A 16,873-nucleotide genomic window follows, 5' to 3' on the forward strand; every position below is an offset into this window, starting at 1 on the left:
GGTATGGGGCCTGCCTTACCGGGGTTTTCTCGCGCTTACTTGACGATGTTGCCGATCTTCGGGGCGGGCTCGTTCTTGTAGTCGGCCGGGCCGAAGTTCTTGGTGACCGCGGTCTGCCAGGCGCCGCTGCTGACCATCTTCTCCAGCGCGGTGTTGATCTTGGTGACGGTCGCGGAGTCGCCCTTCTTGACGCCGATGCCGTAGTTCTCGTTGCTGAGCTTCAGGCCGGCGAGCTTGAACTGGCCCTTGTACTGGCTCTGTGCGGCGAAGCCCGCGAGGATCGAGTCGTCGGTGGTCAGCGCGTCCACCGCACCGCTCTGCAGGCCGGCGATGCACTCCGAGTAGCCGCTGTACTCACGGAGGTTGGCCTTCGGGGCGATCGTCTTCTGGACGTTCTGAGCCGAGGTGGAGCCGGTCACGGAACAGAGCTTCTTGCCGTTGAGGTCCGTGCCCTTCGCGATCGTCGAGTCCTTCTTGACGAGCAGGTCCTGGTGGGCCAGCAGGTAGGGGCCGGCGAAGTCGACCTTCTTCTTGCGTTCGTCGTTGATCGAGTACGTGGCCGCGATGAACTTGACGTCGCCGCGGGCCAGCGCGTTCTCGCGGTCGGCGCTCTTGGTCTCGACCCACTCGATCTGGGCGGGCTTGTAGCCGAGCTGGCCTGCCACATAGGTCGCCACGTCCACGTCGAAGCCGGCGTAGGTCCCGTCCGGCTGCTTCAGGCCGAGGCCGGGCTGGTCGAATTTGATGCCGATCTTGATCTTGCTGCCGCCGCCGGAGCCCGAACCGGAGTCGTCCTTGTCGCTGCTCCCGCACGCCGTCGCGGCGAGCGAGAGGACGAGAGCGGTGGTCGCGAACACGGTGACCTTGCGGAGCTTCATGGTGAACATCCTTTGGCTGGAGAGGAGATGAGGGACCGTCAGGGCGCGTGACGGTGGCCCTGAGGGCGTGCGGGACCCTCAGCGGCAGTCGGCGGCCGCCCGTCGTCGGCGGGCCGCCAGTGGCTGGCTGTAGCGGTTCGTCAGCGGTCGTGGCTGATCGTCAGTGGTCGTCGGCGATGGTCAGCGGGTCGTCAGTGGTGAAGGATCTTCGACAGGAAGTCCTTGGCCCGGTCGCTGCGCGGGTTGCTGAAGAACTGGTCCGGCACGGCCTCTTCGACGATGCGGCCGTCCGCCATGAACACCACTCGGTTGGCGGCCGAGCGGGCGAAGCCCATCTCATGGGTGACGACGATCATCGTCATCCCGTCCCGGGCGAGCTGCTGCATGACCTCCAGCACCTCGTTGATCATCTCCGGGTCGAGGGCCGAGGTCGGCTCGTCGAAGAGCATCACCTTGGGGTCCATGGCCAGCGCCCGCGCGATGGCGACGCGCTGCTGCTGACCGCCGGACAGCTGGGCCGGGTACTTGTCCGCCTGCGTGGCCACGCCGACCCGGTCGAGCAACGCCCGGGCCTTCTCCTCGGCCTGCTTGCGGTCGGCCTTGCGGACCTTGATCTGACCCAGCATCACGTTTTCGAGCACGGTCTTGTGCGCGAAGAGGTTGAAGGACTGGAAGACCATCCCGACATCGGCACGCAGTCGGGCCAGCTCCCTGCCCTCCTGGGGCAGCGGCTTGCCGTCGATCGTGATCGAACCCGAATCGGTCGTCTCCAGGCGGTTGATGGTGCGGCACAGAGTGGACTTCCCGGACCCGGAGGGCCCGATCACCACGACGACTTCGCCGCGGGCGATCGTCAGATCGATGTCCTGGAGTACGTGCAACGCGCCGAAGTGCTTGTTGACGCTCTTCAGGACGACGAGTTCGCCGGTCGCGGCCACATCTTCCTTGGCCACCGATACTTCGGTCATCGCTTGCTGGCTCCGTCCTCGTCGGTTGCGGAGGACAGTAGTGAGGCCTTACGACCAGCGTCATCACATCTGAGCGAGATCTGAGCATCACGATCGGATAGCAATAGGACACGTGTCGTAGCAGTTTGTCGCCGGGATCCGTACCGGCTGGACAACGGAAGACCGCACGCAACCGGAACCCACTTGACGGCGTCTTCGTCCATCAGCGTGACTGCCTGGGTGCACGCGCGCGTGAGACGTGCTTTTGTACAGGCCGACACCATACGAACGATGAACCGGAGGGGGCCGGGATGAGACTGCTCCTCGTCGAGGACGACAACCATGTCGCCGCCGCTCTGTCCGCGGTCCTGGCGCGGCACGGATTCGACGTCACGCACGCCCGCAGCGGCGAGGAGGCCCTCCAGGCACTCGTCCCCGAGAGCGACGGCTTCGGTGTCGTCCTCCTCGACCTCGGCCTGCCCGACCAGGACGGCTACGAGGTCTGCGGCAAGATCCGCAAGCGCACCAGCACCCCGGTGATCATGGTCACCGCCCGCTCCGACGTACGCTCCCGCATCCACGGCCTCAACCTCGGAGCCGACGACTACGTAGTGAAGCCGTACGACACCGGGGAACTGCTCGCCCGCATCCACGCCGTCAGCCGGCGCAGCGTCCACGAGGACGCCGGCGGGGGCGGCGACACCGCGCTGCGGCTCGGCCCGGTGCGCATCGAACTGCCCACCCGTCAGGTCACCGTGGACGGTTCGGTCGTCCAGCTGACCCGCAAGGAGTTCGATCTGCTGGCGCTGCTGGCACAACGCCCTGGCGTGGTGTTCCGGCGCGAGCAGATCATCAGCGAGGTGTGGCGCACCAGTTGGGAGGGCACGGGACGCACCCTGGAGGTGCATGTCGCGTCCCTGCGCGCCAAGCTGCGGATGCCCGCGCTGATCGAGACCGTACGAGGCGTCGGCTACCGGCTCGTCGCCCCGGCCGCGTAGCGGGCCCGGGTGCGCACACGCCTCCTCCCGCTGCTCATCGTCCTGATGGCGGCCGTACTGCTGGCGCTCGGCGTCCCGCTCGCCATCAGCACGGCCGCGGCCCAGCAGCAGAAGGTGATCGTCGACCGTATCGACGACACCGCGCGGTTCGCGGCCCTCGCCCAGTTCGTCACCGACGCGCCCACGGGGTCACGCCCCGCCAACACGGTTCCGGACGAGCGCCAGGAGACCCTGGACCGCGAACTGGCCAGCTACTACGAGGTCTACGGCATCCGCGCGGGCGTCTTCTACCGCACCGACATCTCCATGGCGAACGCGCCGGACGACTTCCTGCTGCCCAAGACGGGCGAGGTGCGCGACGCGTTCGCCGAGGCACTCCTCAGCCGCCGCAGCCACGACCCGGAGCAGGTCTGGCCCTGGCAGCGCAACCGCCTGGTCGTCGCCTCGCCGGTCATCCGGGACGGCGACGTGATCGCCGTAGTGGTCACCGACTCGCCCACCGGGCCGATGCGTTCACGGACCCTGCGCGGCTGGCTGACGATCGGCGCCGGCGAGATCGCCGCGATGCTGCTCGCCGTAGGCGCGGCCCTACGGCTGACCGGCTGGGTCCTGCGACCGGTACGGGTCCTCGACGCCACCACCCACGACATCGCCACCGGACGTCTCAAGTCCCGGGTCGCGGCCGCCGGCGGGCCGCCGGAACTTCAGCGCCTGGCCCGGTCGTTCAACGAGATGGCGGACAACGTCGAGGACGTGCTGGAGCAGCAGCGCGCCTTCGTCGCCGACGCCTCGCACCAGTTGCGCAACCCGCTCTCGGCGCTGCTGCTGCGCATCGAACTGCTCGCACTCGAACTGCCGGAGGACAACGACGAGATCGCCTCGGTCCGCACCGAGGGCAAGCGCCTGACCCAGGTCCTGGACGACCTGCTCGACCTGGCCCTGGCCGAGCACGCGGACGCCGACCTCAGGATCACCGACATCGGCGCGCTGACCGCCGAGCGCGTCGCGGCCTGGGCACCGACCGCCGAGGCCAAGGGCGTGCGCCTAGTGGGCAGTTGCCCGCCCACCACGGCCTGGGCCGACCCGATCACGCTGTCCAGCGCCCTGGACGCGGTGATCGACAACGCGGTGAAGTTCACGCCCGAGGACGAGTCCGTCGAGGTGACGGTCGCGTCGAACGGAGAGACCTCGACCGTCGTCGTCACGGACCACGGCCCGGGCCTCACCGAGGACGAACTCGCCCGCGTCGGCGACCGCTTCTGGCGCAGCGGCCGCCACCAGAACATCAAGGGCTCCGGCCTCGGCCTGTCCATCTCCCACGTCCTGCTGGCCGCGGGCGGCGGCTCCCTCACGTACGACCACCACGAGCCGCACGGCCTCAAGGTGACCGTGTCGGTGCCCAGAAGCGGCCCCACGGCCTGAACGGGCGCCTCAGGGGCCGGAGTTGAGGTCCCCGAGGCCCCCGGGTCCGAGCGGGCGGTCCAGGGCCCGCGGTGGGCCCTGAGGCCCTGAGGCTCGGTTCTACGGCTCTACGGCTTGACGGAGCGGTAGTAGCGCCGGGCGCCCTCGTGCAGGGCCAGGGGGTCGGTGTAGATCGCCGTGCGCAGGTCCACCAGCTGTGCGGAGTGGACCTGCTTGCCGATGCCGTCGCGGCTCTTGATCACGGTCTTGGTGATCCACTCGGTGAGCCTCGCGTTCACGTCCTTGCGGGTCATCAGCAGGTTGGACACCGCGATGGTCGGGACGGTGGACCCGCGCTGGATGGTGGGATAGGCCGACTCCGGCATGTTGGTGGCGCGGTAGTAGCGGGTTGCGTCGCCCTGCTCGTGCATCTTGGCCACGAGGGTCGCCTCGATCGGCACGAACCGGAACGCGTAGTTCTTGGCGAGGTCCTTCAGGCCGTCCGTCGGCAGCCCGCCCGACCAGAAGAACGCGTCGATCTTGCCCCGTCTGAGCAGATCCGGTCCGGTGTCGATACCGGCCGCCACCGGCTCGACGCCCTTCTTCGGGTCGATGCCGGCCGCCGTGAGCACCCGGTCGGCGATCAGCCGCACACCCGAGCGGTCCGGCCCTATGGCCACGCGCTTGCCCCGCAGATCGTTGACCGAGTCGATGTCCGAGTCACGCGGCACGATGAGCTGGACGTAGTCGTCGTAGAGTCGCGCGACCCCGCGCAGCCCGGCCGCACCGGGCTTGCCCTCCACCTCGTACGTTCCCACCGCGTCGGCCGCGGCGATGGTGAAGTCGGCGTGGCCGGTCGCCACGCGCGCGACGTTCTCCTGCGACCCGTCGCTGTTCACCAGCTTCACCGTGAGGCCCGGCATGTCCCTGTCCAATTCGGTGCGCAGGAGCTTGCCGTACTCCTGGTAGACCCCCAGCCGGGTCCCGGTGCTGAAGGTGATCGTCCCGGTCGGCGGCTCGTCGCCCAGGGGCAGCAGCCACCACAGCAACAGCCCGAACGCGACGAAGCCGGCGGCCGCGCCCTGGAGGGCCCGGCGCCTGCCGATACGGGAGAACAGCTTGAGCATGCGCGCGATCCTGCCAGTCCGCGCGCGGTGCTGACCAGGGCAGGGCAGGGCAGGGCCCGGGACTGTGCGGTGGATCGGAGCGGAGGATGATCGGCGCGGGTGACAGGGGGCTGGTGCGTGCGGCCGGAGTGCGTGCGCCCCGGGTCCGCGAGCAGATCCGCCCGACAGACCCTGGCGGTCCGGGGGTGTCAGTGGCGGCCGTTAGGGTCGTCGCATGAGTTCTTCGCCCGCCGACCTGGTCCGCGAATTCCACCTGGCCTTCGGGCTCGACGCCCGCACCACACCCACCGAGGTCGCCCCCGCCCTCGCCGCCCACCGGGGCGAACTGCTCGCCGAAGAGGCCGCGGAGGTCTCCGAGGTCTCCGTGAGCGGCCCCCTGGACCGGCTGGCGCACGAGTTGGCCGACGTCGTCTACGTCGCGTACGGCACGGCCCTCGTCCACGGCGTCGACCTGGACATGGTGATCTCCGAGATCCACCGCGCCAACATGACCAAGATCGGCCCGGACGGCGAGATCGCCCGCCGGGCGGACGGCAAGGTGCTCAAGGGGGAGTACTACGAGGCGCCGGACGTCTCCGGGGTGCTGCGCAAGCAGGGGTGGAGCGCGGGCGACGAGTGACGTGAGGCACGGCGGTTCTCGGCCGCCGGATGAGTCGCTCCCGGCACCGCCTACCCTTGTCACATGAGCAGCGGTGACCGGAGCGGGGCAGTGGACGTCAAGACGTACGAAGTGCGCACCTATGGGTGCCAGATGAACGTTCACGATTCCGAGCGGCTCTCCGGTCTCCTGGAGGGTGCCGGTTATGTGCGTGCGCCCGAGGGTTCGGACGGGGACGCGGACGTCGTCGTCTTCAACACCTGCGCCGTGCGCGAGAACGCCGACAACAGGCTCTACGGCAACCTCGGCCGGCTCGCCCCGATGAAGACGAAGCGCCCCGGGATGCAGATCGCCGTCGGCGGCTGCCTCGCCCAGAAGGACCGCGACACCATCGTGAAGAAGGCGCCCTGGGTGGACGTCGTCTTCGGGACGCACAACATCGGCAAGCTGCCGGTCCTGCTGGAACGCGCGCGAGTGCAGGAAGAGGCGCAGGTCGAGATCGCGGAGTCCCTGGAGGCCTTCCCTTCGACGCTGCCGACCCGGCGCGAGAGCGCCTACGCGGCCTGGGTGTCGATCTCCGTCGGCTGCAACAACACGTGCACCTTCTGCATCGTCCCGGCGCTGCGCGGCAAGGAGAAGGACCGCCGCACGGGCGACATCCTCGCCGAGATCGAGGCCCTGGTCGGCGAGGGCGTCTCCGAGATCACGCTGCTCGGCCAGAACGTCAACGCGTACGGCTCCGACATCGGCGACCGCGAGGCCTTCAGCAAGCTGCTCCGCGCGTGCGGCGCGATCGAGGGCCTGGAGCGCGTCCGCTTCACCTCACCGCACCCGCGCGACTTCACCGACGACGTCATCGCCGCGATGGCCGAGACGCCGAACGTGATGCCGCAGCTGCACATGCCCATGCAGTCCGGCTCCGACCCGATCCTCAAGGCCATGCGCCGGTCCTACCGCCAGGAGCGCTACCTGGGGATCATCGAGAAGGTCCGCGCCTCCATCCCGCATGCCGCGATCACCACCGACATCATCGTGGGCTTCCCGGGGGAGACCGAGGAGGACTTCGAGCAGACGATGCACGCGGTCCGCGAGGCGCGCTTCGCGCAAGCGTTTACGTTCCAGTACTCCAAGCGGCCCGGCACCCCGGCCGCGACCATGGAGAACCAGATCCCCAAGGAGGTCGTCCAGGAGCGCTACATGCGTCTCGTCGCCCTCCAGGAGCAGATCTCCTGGGACGAGAACAAGAAGCAGGTCGGCCGCACCCTGGAACTGATGGTCGCCGAGGGCGAGGGCCGCAAGGACGGCGCCACCCACCGCCTCTCCGGGCGCGCGCCCGACAACCGCCTCGTCCACTTCACCAAGCCGGACCAGGACGTTCGCCCCGGTGACGTGGTGACGGTCGAGATCACGTACGCCGCCCCGCACCACCTCCTCGCCGAGGGCCCCACCCTGGACGTGCGTCCCACGCGCGCGGGCGACGCCTGGGAGAAGCGCAACGCGGCCGAGGCCGCCAAACCGGCCGGCGTGATGCTGGGCCTGCCGAAGATCGGCGCACCCGCGCCGTTGCCGGTCGCCACGGGGAGCGGTTGCGGCTGCGACTGAGGCCGTCGTGCACCGCTGGGCGTGACACCGGGCCGATACCGGATCGACGTCGAGTCGGCGGCGCGGTCATGTCGACTGTCCGCGTGACTTGTTGGGCGCCTTGTTAGTGTTCCGGCCATGCTCGTAGCTGCCGCCGTGTGCCCCTGCCCGCCGCTCCTCGTCCCCGATGTCGCCGCAGGTGCCGCGCCCGAACTGGCCGCCGCGCGGGCCGCGTGCACCGACGCGCTGGGCGTGCTCGCCGCCGCCCGGCCCGACCGCCTGGTGGTCGTCGGGCCCGCCGAGCAGAGCGGGCGCGGGCCGCATCCTGAGGGCACCCGGGGTTCGTTCCGCGGCTTCGGTGTGGATCTCGCCGTACGGCTGGGCGGGAACGGGAACGGGGATGGGCGCGGGGACAGTGGCGCGGCGTCGGAGCGTGAGCTTCCGCCCTCGCTAGCCGTCGCCGCCTGGCTGCTGGAGCGGACCGGGTGGTCCGACGCCCCGATCGAGGGACTCGGCGTGGGGGAACCTCTTGAGGCCGAGCGGTGTATCCAAACCGGGAGGGACATCGTCGCGCAGGCCGACCGGGTCGCGCTGCTGGTGATGGGCGACGCCAGCGCGTGCCGGACGCTGAAGGCACCGGGCTATCTCGACGAGCGGGCGGCACCCTTCGACGCGGAGGTCGCCCGTGCGCTGGGGGCGGCGGACGTGGCGGCCGTCAAGGCGCTGGATGCCGAGCTGGCGTACGAACTGAAGGCGTCGGGCCGTGGGCCCTGGCAGGTGCTCGCGGGCGCGGCGGAGGGTGCGGGCCTCGGCGGGGCGTTGTTGTACGAGGACGCGCCGTATGGGGTCGGGTACGTGGTTGCTACCTGGTCGTAGGGGCGGGTGCGGGGGCGGGCTCGTGGGGCGGCGGGGGCGGGGTACTTGGTGCACTGAGGCTGTAGGCGGGGGTGACGTGGTCTGGGCCGCCGTCGTCAGCGGGGGTGTGGCGTGATCTAGGCGTTGCGCGTGCGGGGTGGGGTTGCGCCGGGCCGAGGGGCTGCGCCGCGTGGCATGCGTTGCACCCCGGGTGGGGTGGCGACGGCGAGCTACGTGGTGGTGGGAGGGCGCAGCGGAGGCGGTCCTCTGCGAGCGCCCTGGGGTGACCCATGCCTGCGCCCGGAGCGCGTCACACGCACCCGCCTGCCACAGTCGTCGCGCAGACGGCAGACGGCAGACGGCAGACGGCAGCGCGGCAGGCAGGCAACGCGGTCGGCAGGCGGCGAGCCCGAGGCGGCCGTAACGCCCACGCACCGCGCATCGCCGTCACCGCCACTCACCCCGCTCCGAAGCGACCCCCAGCTCCCGCAGCGTCCGAACCGCTCCCGTCCCCGGCTCACGAAACGGCGGACGGCCGAGGAGCCAAACGCCCCGCGGCCGTCCGCCGATCGATGTGCAGGTGCCGTTCAGGAAGCCGGCGGGGTCGGGTCCGGCGGCGTGGTCGTGCCGCTGCCCTCCGCCCCCGTGCTCCCGGTGCTTCCCGTGTCGCCCTGGTGCGCGAGTCGGTCCATGGCGTCCTTGGCCTTGCCCGTGCCGGTCTGGATCTTGTCGCTGTACTTGCCCTTGGTCTTCTCGTCGACCATTTTCGCGGCTTTGTCCAGGCCGTTCTCGATCTTGCCTCCGTGCTGCTGCGCGAGGCCCGAGACCTTGTCCTTCGCCGGGGCGAGTTTGGCCTTCCAACTGTCCATCAGACCCATGGTTCACCTTTCCACGCGGGGCAGTTACGTTCGGGCGCCTTCACCGGCCTCGTTGTCTGCGGCCACTTCGGCGGACTGCTGCTTCGGAATCTCGACGCTGTCGACGGCGTCTACGGACTCGCCGGTCGCGACGGCCTCCGTCGCCGTCGTCTCCGCCACTTCCTCGACCCCTGCCCCCGCCTCGGTCTCCGACACCTCGTCCGCCTCTGCGGCCGTCAGTGCCTCGACCGTCTCCGTGTCGGCCACCGCTTCGGCGGTTGACGCCTCCTCCGTAGCCTTCGACCTCCGAAGAATCCGGTCAAAAACGCCCATATCAACTCCATACGTTACTCGTGCGGGCGAAATCCCGCGTAGCCCGGTGCGTCCGTTCGCGTCGCCCGGGTCACCGCCTCCAGAAACCGGCGGCGGGATACCTCGCAACGGGCAACGACCCCGCGCGCGTGCTGTCACGTAACTCGTTCGAGGGCAGGGTCCGACGTTTGCGAGACTGGGAACGTGAGCAGCGCACCCCCCGCCCCCCGAGTCATCGCCGTCGTCGGACCGACCGCGGCCGGAAAGTCCGATCTGGGCGTCTTCCTGGCCCAGCGCCTAGGCGGCGAGGTCGTCAACGCCGACTCCATGCAGCTCTACCGAGGGATGGACATCGGCACCGCCAAGCTGACGCCCGAGGAACGCGACGGCGTCCCGCACCACCTCCTGGACATCTGGGACGTCACGGTCACGGCGTCCGTCGCCGAGTACCAGCGGCTCGCCCGTGAGCGCATCGACGCCCTGCTCGCCGAGGGACGCTGGCCGATCCTGGTCGGCGGCTCCGGGCTGTACGTGCGCGCAGCCGTCGACAACCTGGAGTTCCCCGGCACCGACCCCGAGGTCCGCGCCCGCCTGGAGGAGGAACTCGCCCTGCGCGGCTCCGGCGCCCTGCACGCCCGCCTGGCCGCCGCCGACCCCGAGGCCGCACACGCGATCCTGCCCAGCAACGGCCGCCGTATCGTCCGCGCCCTGGAGGTCATCGAGATCACCGGCAAGCCCTTCACCGCCAACCTCCCCGGGCACGACTCGGTCTACGACACCGTCCAGATCGGCGTCGACGTGGCGCGCCCCGAACTCGACGAGCGCATCGCGCGCCGGGTCGACCGGATGTGGAGCGCGGGGCTGGTGGACGAGGTCCGCGCCCTGGAGGCGCGCGGTCTGCGCGAAGGGGTCACTGCGTCCCGCGCGCTCGGCTATCAGCAGGTGCTCGCGGCGCTCGCGGGGGAGTGCACGGAACAGGAGGCGCGCACGGAGACCGTGCGTGCCACCAAGCGCTTCGCGCGCCGTCAGGATTCGTGGTTCAGGCGCGATCCCCGGGTGCACTGGTTGAGTGGGGCTGCGGCGGATCTCACAGAACTGCCGCACCTGGCACTGGCGTTGGTCGAACGACCGGTCACAGCCTGATCACGTCATGGCATCGGGACGCTCAGGCCGCGGTTCCGGCCTCCGGGGGCGTGCCATCATCGAGCTTCGATCGACCAAGTGGAGTCCGAGTTGGGAGGGCGCGTGGCGATGGAGGCCGGCCCTCGCGACACCGCAGAAGGCATCGAGCAGATCACCGCTGACCGTGGTGAACCGGAAGAGGCCGACGGCCGACTGAGCCCTGACGGCCCGGACGAGATCCTGGGCGGCGTGACCGCCGACGGTCCCGGGCCCGACGAGATGTTCGCCGGTCCCGAGGTCGAGGTCGAGCTCCGCCCGCAGCGCCGTCTGCGGATCTGGCAGCTCGCCCCCATCGTGGCCCTGGCCGCGGTCGGCTCCCTGATGTTCGCCTTCCCGCTCGCCTTCGACTTCGGCGACAGCGGGGCCGTGGTCGCCATGCTCGGCCTGCTCATCTGCTCCTGCGCGGCCGGCTGGGGCACGACGGCCGCCCGCCGCGTCGGTTACACCTGGCCCGGCTTCCCGCAGCGCGGCTCCGGGCGCCGCCCGGACTGGCGGGTCGTCATCGCGTACGCCCTGGTGGTGGCCGTAGTGGTCGTCCTGGCCGTGTGGCGCGTGGCCCGGCTGCGCTAGCCGCGGACGTCCGTCACCGTGATCGTCGGGTTGTCGTAGGCACCCCGTACGATCGAGGAATGAGCACGCGGATCGCCTTCCTCAAGGGGCACGGCACCGAGAACGACTTCGTGATCGTCCCGGACCCCGACAACGCCATCGACCTGTCCCCGGCCGCCGTGGCCGTCCTGTGCGACCGCCGCGCGGGCATCGGCGGTGACGGACTGCTGCACGTCGTGCGGTCCGCCGCGCACCCCGAGGCGCGGGACATGGCGGCCGAGGCGGAGTGGTTCATGGACTACCGCAACGGCGACGGCTCGATCGCGGAGATGTGCGGGAACGGCACCCGTGTGTTCGCCCGCTATCTCCAGCGAGCCGGATATGTGGCCGAAGGTGACTTCGCGATCGCCACGCGCGCGGGTGTGAAGTCCATGCACATCGCCAAGGACGGTGACGTCACCACCGGCATGGGCAAGGCCCGCCTCCCCGAAGGGGACGTCAACGTGACTGTCGGCGAGCGCAGTTGGCCCGCGCGGAACGTGAACATGGGCAATCCGCACGCGGTCGCCTTCGTCGACGACCTCGCGCAGGCCGGCGACCTGTTGTCCCCGCCGCCCTTCAGCCCGGCCGCCGCCTACCCGGACGGCGTGAACGTGGAGTTCGTGGTCGACCGCGGCCCCGGACACGTCGCCATGCGCGTGCACGAGCGCGGCGCCGGCGAGACCCGCTCGTGCGGCACGGGCGCGTGCGCGGTCGCCGTGGCCGCCGCCCGCAGGGACGGCGCCGACCCGGCCGTCACCGGGACGCACGCGACGTACACCGTCGATGTGCCCGGCGGAACGCTGGTGATCACCGAGCGGCCCGACGGCCAGATCGAGATGACCGGTCCCGCGGTGATCGTCGCCGAGGGCGAGATCGATGCCGAGTGGCTGGAAAACGTCATCCGCTGAACGGGTGAATCGCAGTCCTGGCCGCTCCGGGTGCCCTGATCCGAAGTCTCCGGCGTTCGGAGCGGCTCGAAACCACGGCTGACCTGATATGGCGTGGCGCAAAACCGTAAACCCGCCGACCTTCGCTCGAATGGGTGATCCGTTTCACGCTCGGCGAGAGGCGGTCAGTCGCACGTGGTGGGCTCGGTAGCATCAAGCACCGGCCCGGACGGGGGATCGAAGATCCCCTGAGCCGAGTACGCCATGGGGCACCCGTCCGCCGGTCAAGCAGCCGGAGGTGCCCATGAGTGCGGAGGCCACGAACCCTGCGACCCCAGGCCCTGTGACCAACACAGTGCCCCGCAGGAAGGCCCGCCCCCGGATCGACCTGCGCCGGCTCGGCCGGGCCGCCCTGCTCGGTCCCACCGCGCGCGACCGGCTGCCGGACGCCATCGGCCATGTCGCCGAGGCGCATCGCGCCCACTATCCCGACGCCGACCTCGAACCGCTGCGCCGCGCCTGGGTCCTGGCCGAGTCCTCGCACCGCGGCCAGATGCGCAAGAGCGGCGAGCCGTACATCACGCACCCCCTCGCGGTGACGCTGATCCTCGCCGAACTCGGCGCCGAGACAACGACGTTGACGGCCTCCCTGCTCCACGACACCGTCGAGGACACGGAAGTGACCCTCGATCAGGTCGGCGAGGAGTTCGGCGCCGAGGTGCGCTATCTCGTCGACGGTGTCACGAAGTTGGAGAAGGTCGACTACGGCGCCGCGGCCGAGCCGGAGACCTTCCGCAAGATGCTCGTCGCCACCGGCAGCGACGTCCGCGTGATGTCGATCAAACTCGCCGACCGCCTGCACAACATGCGCACCCTGGGCGTGATGCGCCCCGAGAAGCAGGCCCGCATCGCCAAGGTCACCCGGGACGTCCTCATCCCGCTCGCCGAACGGCTCGGCGTCCAGGCGCTCAAGACCGAACTGGAAGACCTGGTCTTCGCGATCCTCCACCCCGAGGAGTACGACCACACACGCGAGTTGATCGTCGACAACGCCTCCCGCACGGACGACCCGCTCGCCGAGGTCACCGACGAGGTGCGCACCGTCCTGCGCGACGCCGGCATCCAGGCCGAAGTCCTCATCCGGCCACGGCACTTCGTCTCCGTGCACCGCGTCGCCCGCAAGCGCGGCCGACTGCGCGGCGCCGACTTCGGCCGCCTCCTGGTGCTCGTGAACGAGGACGCGGACTGTTACGGCGTCCTCGGCGAACTGCACACCTGCCTGAAGCCCGTCGTCTCGGAGTTCAAGGACTTCATCGCCGTCCCCAAGTTCAACCTCTACCAGTCGCTGCACACCGGCGTCGCCCACACGGACGGCCAGGTCGTCGAAGTCCTCATCCGCACCCACCAGATGCACAAGGTCGCCGAGGCCGGCGTCATCGCGCTCGGCAATCCCTACGCTCCTCCTTCGGAGGAGCAACAGGCCGCGAACGACGGTGAGCGCGCCGACCCCACCCGGCCCGGCTGGCTCTCCCGCCTCCTCGACTGGCAGGAGGGCGCGCCCGACCCCGACACCTTCTGGTCGACGCTCCGCGAGGACCTCGCCCAGGACCGCGAGATCACCGTGTACCGGCCCGACGGCGGCACGTTGGGCCTGCCCGACGGCGCGACCTGTGTGGACGCCGCGTACGCGCAGTACGGCGAGGACGCCCACGCCTGCATCGGCGCCCGCGTCAACGGCCGTCTGGCGACCCTCAGCACGGCCCTGAAGGACGGCGACACCGTCCAGCTCCTCATGGGTCAGGACCCGGCCTCCGAGCCCTCCAGGGAGTGGCTGGAGCACGCGCACACGCCCGCCGCCCGGATCGCCATCCAGCGGTGGATCACCGCGCATCCGGGAGGCGATGACGGAGCGGCCGCGGCGGCGAACGAGGGGGCGCAGAGCGTCCGTTCGGCGCCCCCCGCCTCCGAAGACACCCTGGGCACCCCGAACACCGGGGACGCCCCCGCCACCCCGGTTGTCGACCAGCCCGGCGCGACCGTACGGCTCGCGGGCTGCTGTACGCCCGTACCGCCTGATGAGGTCACCGGATTCTCGGTACGCGGCGGCGTCGTGACCGTCCACCGCGTGGAGTGCAGCGCGGTGGCGCACATGAAGAGCGTGGGGCGCGCGGAAGTCGGAGTGCGCTGGGGCGACACCACCGAGTGCCGCGTCACGCTGGTAGCCGAATCGTTCGGCCGCCCGCATCTCCTCGCCGACCTTACCGAAGCGATCGCCCTGGAGGGCGCGGAAATCGTCTCGGCAACCGTCGAACCCCCGACCCAGCAACGCGTCCGCCACACCTACACACTCCAACTCCCGGACGCGGCCCACCTCCTGACGCTCATGAGGGCGATGCGCAACGTACCGGGCGTCTACGACGTGAGCCGCGCGCAGCATCACAACACGACGGCCTTCTGAGCGGGGCGCGGGCTTTGCCGCCGGCCCGTTGAGATACGCGTCCGTCATGAGCCCCCTGGAGGGGGTTTGCGACACTCGTCCGGCGTGAGGCCCTCCGGAGCACAGATCCCGGAGGCACGCGCCGACGCTGAGCGGCCGGTCCTCAGAGACGTGCGTCGACGTGTAGCAGCCCGCCCCGTTGAGGCGCGCCTGATTCGAGAGTCCGCCCGGCAACCCCGAAAGGTCGCGCCGACCCTGAGCCGTCGGTCCCCCGAGGTGTGCGCCGGCGTGAAACGGTCGGGCCGCTGAGACGCGCTGACTTGAGTCCCCCGGCGCCTTGAAACCACGAGTGGGCCCCCGGCGCTCTGAAGAGACACACGCGGGATGCGCACCCGCGGCACCCGGAAAGCCCGCGCCCGCCCGCACGCCCCGGTGTGTTCAGCATCCTGTAAGCCCCCGGGAGGACCCCGTTCGAGTGGGCCGGGCGCGAGTCGGCGCCGTGGGGCACGCGCGCGCTGGTAGCGGTGGTGCATGCTGCTCACCCCTCGCACCGGCACGACCGGCATCGGCATCCCCCGCACCGGCTCCGGTGATCCGGCTCCCCGGTCGCGCACCAGGAACTCCCGACGGCTGAAGGCGGCGCTGCTCGCCTCCGCCGTGTCCGTCTGCCTCGTCGCCGCGAGCGCCCCGCCCACGCCCCTGGGCGTCGGTGACCGCCTCTTCCCGACGCTGGGCAACCCGGGCTACGACGTGGCGTCGTACGACCTCTCGTTCACGTATCCCGGCAGCAACAGCAAGCCGCTCCAGGCCGTCACCACCATCGACGCGTGGACGACCGAGAGGCTGGACCGGATCAACCTCGACTTCGCGCACGGGACCGTCGACTCGGTCGAGGTCGACGGGCGGCCCGCGACCTTCGCCAGTGCAGGTGAGGATCTGGTCGTCACTCCGGAGAGGCCGATTTCCGAGGGGAGTTGGACCCGGATCACCGTGCGGCACACCAGCGACCCCGTGTCCGCCAAGGGTCAGGACGGCGGCTGGGTGCGCACCAAGGACGGGCTCGCCATGGCCAACCAGGCCGACGCCGCGCACCTGGTGTTCCCGTGCAACGACCATCCCTCCGACAAGGCGATGTTCACCATCAGGGTCACCGCCCCCAACGCCTACACGGCCGTCGCCAACGGACTGCCGGCCGGCGTCGACAAGGTCGGCGGGAACACCACCTGGACGTACCGCACCCAGCACCCCATGGCCACCGAACTCGCCCAGGTGTCCATCGGCCGCTCCGCCGTGCTGCACCGCACCGGACCGCACGACCTGCCGATGCGCGACGTCGTCCCCGCCAAGGACGCCAAGCAGCTCGAACCGTGGCTCAAGAAGACCCCCGACCAGATCGCCTGGATGGAGAGCAAGGTCGGCCGGTACCCCTTCGAGACGTATGGGCTGCTCATGGCCGACGCGTCCACCGGCTTCGAACTGGAGACGCAGACGATCTCTCTCTTCGAGAGAGATCTCTTCACCGAGCCCGCCTACCCCAAGTGGTACGTCGAGTCGATCATGGTCCACGAACTGTCCCACCAGTGGTTCGGCGACAGCGTCAGCCCCCGCACCTGGTCCGACCTGTGGCTCAACGAAGGACACGCCACCTGGTACGAGGAGCTGTACGCCCAGGAGAAGGCGCACAGGCCGATGGAGACACGTATGAAGGCTGCCTACGAGGCCTCCGACCGCTGGCGCGCCGCAGGCGGACCGCCCGCACTCCCCAAGGCGCCCGCGCCCGGCCAGAAGATCGGCATCTTCCGCCCCAACGTCTACGACGGCGCCGCCCTGGCCCTCTACGCCCTGCGCCAGGAGATCGGCAGCCCGGCCTTCGAACGCCTGGAGCGCAGCTGGGTGAGCATCCACCGGGACGGCACGGCCACCACCGCCGACTTCGAGGAACTCGCCTCCGCGATCTCCGGCCGCGACCTGAGCGACTTCTTCCAGGGCTGGCTCTACGGCGAGAAGACCCCGCCGATGCCGGGTCACCCGGACTGGAAGTCGCAGGCACCGGTGAAATGAGGCGGTGACGGGCAATAAATAAGGCAGTGACGTGGCGATCCGCGCCGTGCGACCATCGTCGGGTCGGCGGCGCGGGTCACCGGGGACACACCCGGCAGCCACCGGGAATCTCCGGAGGCGCTCGCACGTTATGACCTTTGCAGGACTCCCATCGACGTAAG

15 protein-coding genes are annotated in these 16,873 nt (G+C 70.2%); 10 read left to right on the forward strand and 5 right to left on the reverse strand.

Annotation, left to right across the window (positions count from 1 at the left end):
* Window positions 1-35: 35 nt before the first annotated feature.
* On the reverse strand, window positions 36-878 hold the full coding sequence (locus tag OG407_RS36915; protein WP_405863957.1) for a glutamate ABC transporter substrate-binding protein: 843 nt from the start codon (window positions 876-878) through the stop codon (window positions 36-38).
* A gap of 191 nt (window positions 879-1,069) precedes the next feature.
* Window positions 1,070-1,846 carry an amino acid ABC transporter ATP-binding protein gene (locus tag OG407_RS36920; protein ID WP_019060965.1) on the reverse strand — a complete coding sequence of 259 codons (777 nt, stop codon included), beginning with the start codon at window positions 1,844-1,846 and terminating at the stop codon, window positions 1,070-1,072.
* 290 nt (window positions 1,847-2,136) lie between these two features.
* Here OG407_RS36920 and OG407_RS36925 point away from each other — a divergent pair, with 290 nt between their 5' ends.
* Both OG407_RS36925 and OG407_RS36930 read left to right on the forward strand, forming a co-directional pair.
* On the forward strand, window positions 2,137-2,823 hold the full coding sequence (locus tag OG407_RS36925; RefSeq protein WP_405863960.1) for a response regulator transcription factor: 687 nt from the start codon (window positions 2,137-2,139) through the stop codon (window positions 2,821-2,823).
* A gap of 9 nt (window positions 2,824-2,832) precedes the next feature.
* Complete coding sequence (locus OG407_RS36930; RefSeq protein WP_405863962.1) at window positions 2,833-4,245, forward strand: ATP-binding protein; 1,413 nt, start codon at window positions 2,833-2,835, stop codon at window positions 4,243-4,245.
* Window positions 4,246-4,352: 107 nt separating this feature from the next.
* Here OG407_RS36930 and OG407_RS36935 read toward each other — a convergent pair whose 3' ends face one another.
* Window positions 4,353-5,351, reverse strand: a complete 999-nt coding sequence (locus OG407_RS36935) for a TAXI family TRAP transporter solute-binding subunit (RefSeq protein WP_405863964.1) — start codon at window positions 5,349-5,351, stop codon at window positions 4,353-4,355.
* A gap of 214 nt (window positions 5,352-5,565) precedes the next feature.
* Here OG407_RS36935 and OG407_RS36940 point away from each other — a divergent pair, with 214 nt between their 5' ends.
* The 3 genes from OG407_RS36940 (at window position 5,566) to OG407_RS36950 (ending at window position 8,406) form a co-directional block, all read left to right on the forward strand.
* Window positions 5,566-5,970 carry a hypothetical protein gene (locus tag OG407_RS36940; protein ID WP_405863966.1) on the forward strand — a complete coding sequence of 135 codons (405 nt, stop codon included), beginning with the start codon at window positions 5,566-5,568 and terminating at the stop codon, window positions 5,968-5,970.
* A gap of 63 nt (window positions 5,971-6,033) precedes the next feature.
* Window positions 6,034-7,551 (forward strand): tRNA (N6-isopentenyl adenosine(37)-C2)-methylthiotransferase MiaB, encoded by a 1,518-nt coding sequence (miaB, locus tag OG407_RS36945; protein WP_405863968.1) that lies wholly within the window; start codon window positions 6,034-6,036, stop codon window positions 7,549-7,551.
* Between the two features lie 117 nt (window positions 7,552-7,668).
* Window positions 7,669-8,406: a class III extradiol dioxygenase subunit B-like domain-containing protein gene (locus tag OG407_RS36950; protein WP_405863970.1), complete on the forward strand. Its 738-nt coding sequence runs from the start codon at window positions 7,669-7,671 to the stop codon at window positions 8,404-8,406.
* 566 nt (window positions 8,407-8,972) lie between these two features.
* Here the strand turns inward: OG407_RS36950 and OG407_RS36955 are convergent.
* Both OG407_RS36955 and OG407_RS36960 read right to left on the reverse strand, forming a co-directional pair.
* On the reverse strand, window positions 8,973-9,263 hold the full coding sequence (locus tag OG407_RS36955) for an antitoxin (RefSeq protein WP_405863972.1): 291 nt from the start codon (window positions 9,261-9,263) through the stop codon (window positions 8,973-8,975).
* Window positions 9,264-9,287: 24 nt separating this feature from the next.
* Entirely contained in the window at window positions 9,288-9,509 is a 222-nt protein-coding gene (locus OG407_RS36960; protein ID WP_405863974.1) for a hypothetical protein, read from the reverse strand.
* Window positions 9,510-9,758: 249 nt separating this feature from the next.
* Between OG407_RS36960 and miaA the strand changes: the two genes are divergently transcribed.
* The 5 genes from miaA to OG407_RS36985 all read left to right on the forward strand — a co-directional run bounded on the left by miaA (window position 9,759) and on the right by OG407_RS36985 (window position 16,712).
* Complete coding sequence (gene miaA, locus OG407_RS36965) at window positions 9,759-10,697, forward strand: tRNA (adenosine(37)-N6)-dimethylallyltransferase MiaA (RefSeq protein WP_403603848.1); 939 nt, start codon at window positions 9,759-9,761, stop codon at window positions 10,695-10,697.
* Between the two features lie 108 nt (window positions 10,698-10,805).
* A complete protein-coding gene (locus tag OG407_RS36970; RefSeq protein ID WP_403603937.1) occupies window positions 10,806-11,306 on the forward strand; it encodes a hypothetical protein in 501 nt (166 codons plus the stop codon).
* A gap of 59 nt (window positions 11,307-11,365) precedes the next feature.
* Window positions 11,366-12,235: a diaminopimelate epimerase gene (dapF, locus tag OG407_RS36975; protein ID WP_405863976.1), complete on the forward strand. Its 870-nt coding sequence runs from the start codon at window positions 11,366-11,368 to the stop codon at window positions 12,233-12,235.
* A gap of 283 nt (window positions 12,236-12,518) precedes the next feature.
* Entirely contained in the window at window positions 12,519-14,672 is a 2,154-nt protein-coding gene (locus OG407_RS36980; RefSeq protein ID WP_405863978.1) for a RelA/SpoT family protein, read from the forward strand.
* A gap of 510 nt (window positions 14,673-15,182) precedes the next feature.
* Window positions 15,183-16,712 carry a M1 family metallopeptidase gene (locus OG407_RS36985; protein WP_405863980.1) on the forward strand — a complete coding sequence of 510 codons (1,530 nt, stop codon included), beginning with the start codon at window positions 15,183-15,185 and terminating at the stop codon, window positions 16,710-16,712.
* Window positions 16,713-16,873 lie beyond the last annotated feature (161 nt).

The sequence above is a fragment of the Streptomyces sp. NBC_01515 genome (genome assembly GCF_045040345.1).
Lineage (GTDB): Bacteria > Actinomycetota > Actinomycetes > Streptomycetales > Streptomycetaceae > Streptomyces.

Excerpts from the sequence above, each read along its gene's own strand:
- OG407_RS36915 (WP_405863957.1), bottom strand. The coding sequence starts at position 878 with ATGAAGCTCCGCAAGGTCACCGTGTTCGCGACCACCGCTCTCGTCCTC.
- OG407_RS36935 (WP_405863964.1), bottom strand. The coding sequence starts at position 5,351 with ATGCTCAAGCTGTTCTCCCGTATCGGCAGGCGCCGGGCCCTCCAGGGC.
- miaB (WP_405863968.1), top strand. The coding sequence starts at position 6,034 with ATGAGCAGCGGTGACCGGAGCGGGGCAGTGGACGTCAAGACGTACGAA.
- OG407_RS36980 (WP_405863978.1), top strand. The coding sequence starts at position 12,519 with ATGAGTGCGGAGGCCACGAACCCTGCGACCCCAGGCCCTGTGACCAAC.
- OG407_RS36970 (WP_403603937.1), top strand. The coding sequence starts at position 10,806 with ATGGAGGCCGGCCCTCGCGACACCGCAGAAGGCATCGAGCAGATCACC.
- dapF (WP_405863976.1), top strand. The coding sequence starts at position 11,366 with ATGAGCACGCGGATCGCCTTCCTCAAGGGGCACGGCACCGAGAACGAC.
- OG407_RS36925 (WP_405863960.1), top strand. The coding sequence starts at position 2,137 with ATGAGACTGCTCCTCGTCGAGGACGACAACCATGTCGCCGCCGCTCTG.
- OG407_RS36950 (WP_405863970.1), top strand. The coding sequence starts at position 7,669 with ATGCTCGTAGCTGCCGCCGTGTGCCCCTGCCCGCCGCTCCTCGTCCCC.
- OG407_RS36920 (WP_019060965.1), bottom strand. The coding sequence starts at position 1,846 with ATGACCGAAGTATCGGTGGCCAAGGAAGATGTGGCCGCGACCGGCGAA.
- OG407_RS36955 (WP_405863972.1), bottom strand. The coding sequence starts at position 9,263 with ATGGGTCTGATGGACAGTTGGAAGGCCAAACTCGCCCCGGCGAAGGAC.
- OG407_RS36985 (WP_405863980.1), top strand. The coding sequence starts at position 15,183 with ATGCTGCTCACCCCTCGCACCGGCACGACCGGCATCGGCATCCCCCGC.
- OG407_RS36940 (WP_405863966.1), top strand. The coding sequence starts at position 5,566 with ATGAGTTCTTCGCCCGCCGACCTGGTCCGCGAATTCCACCTGGCCTTC.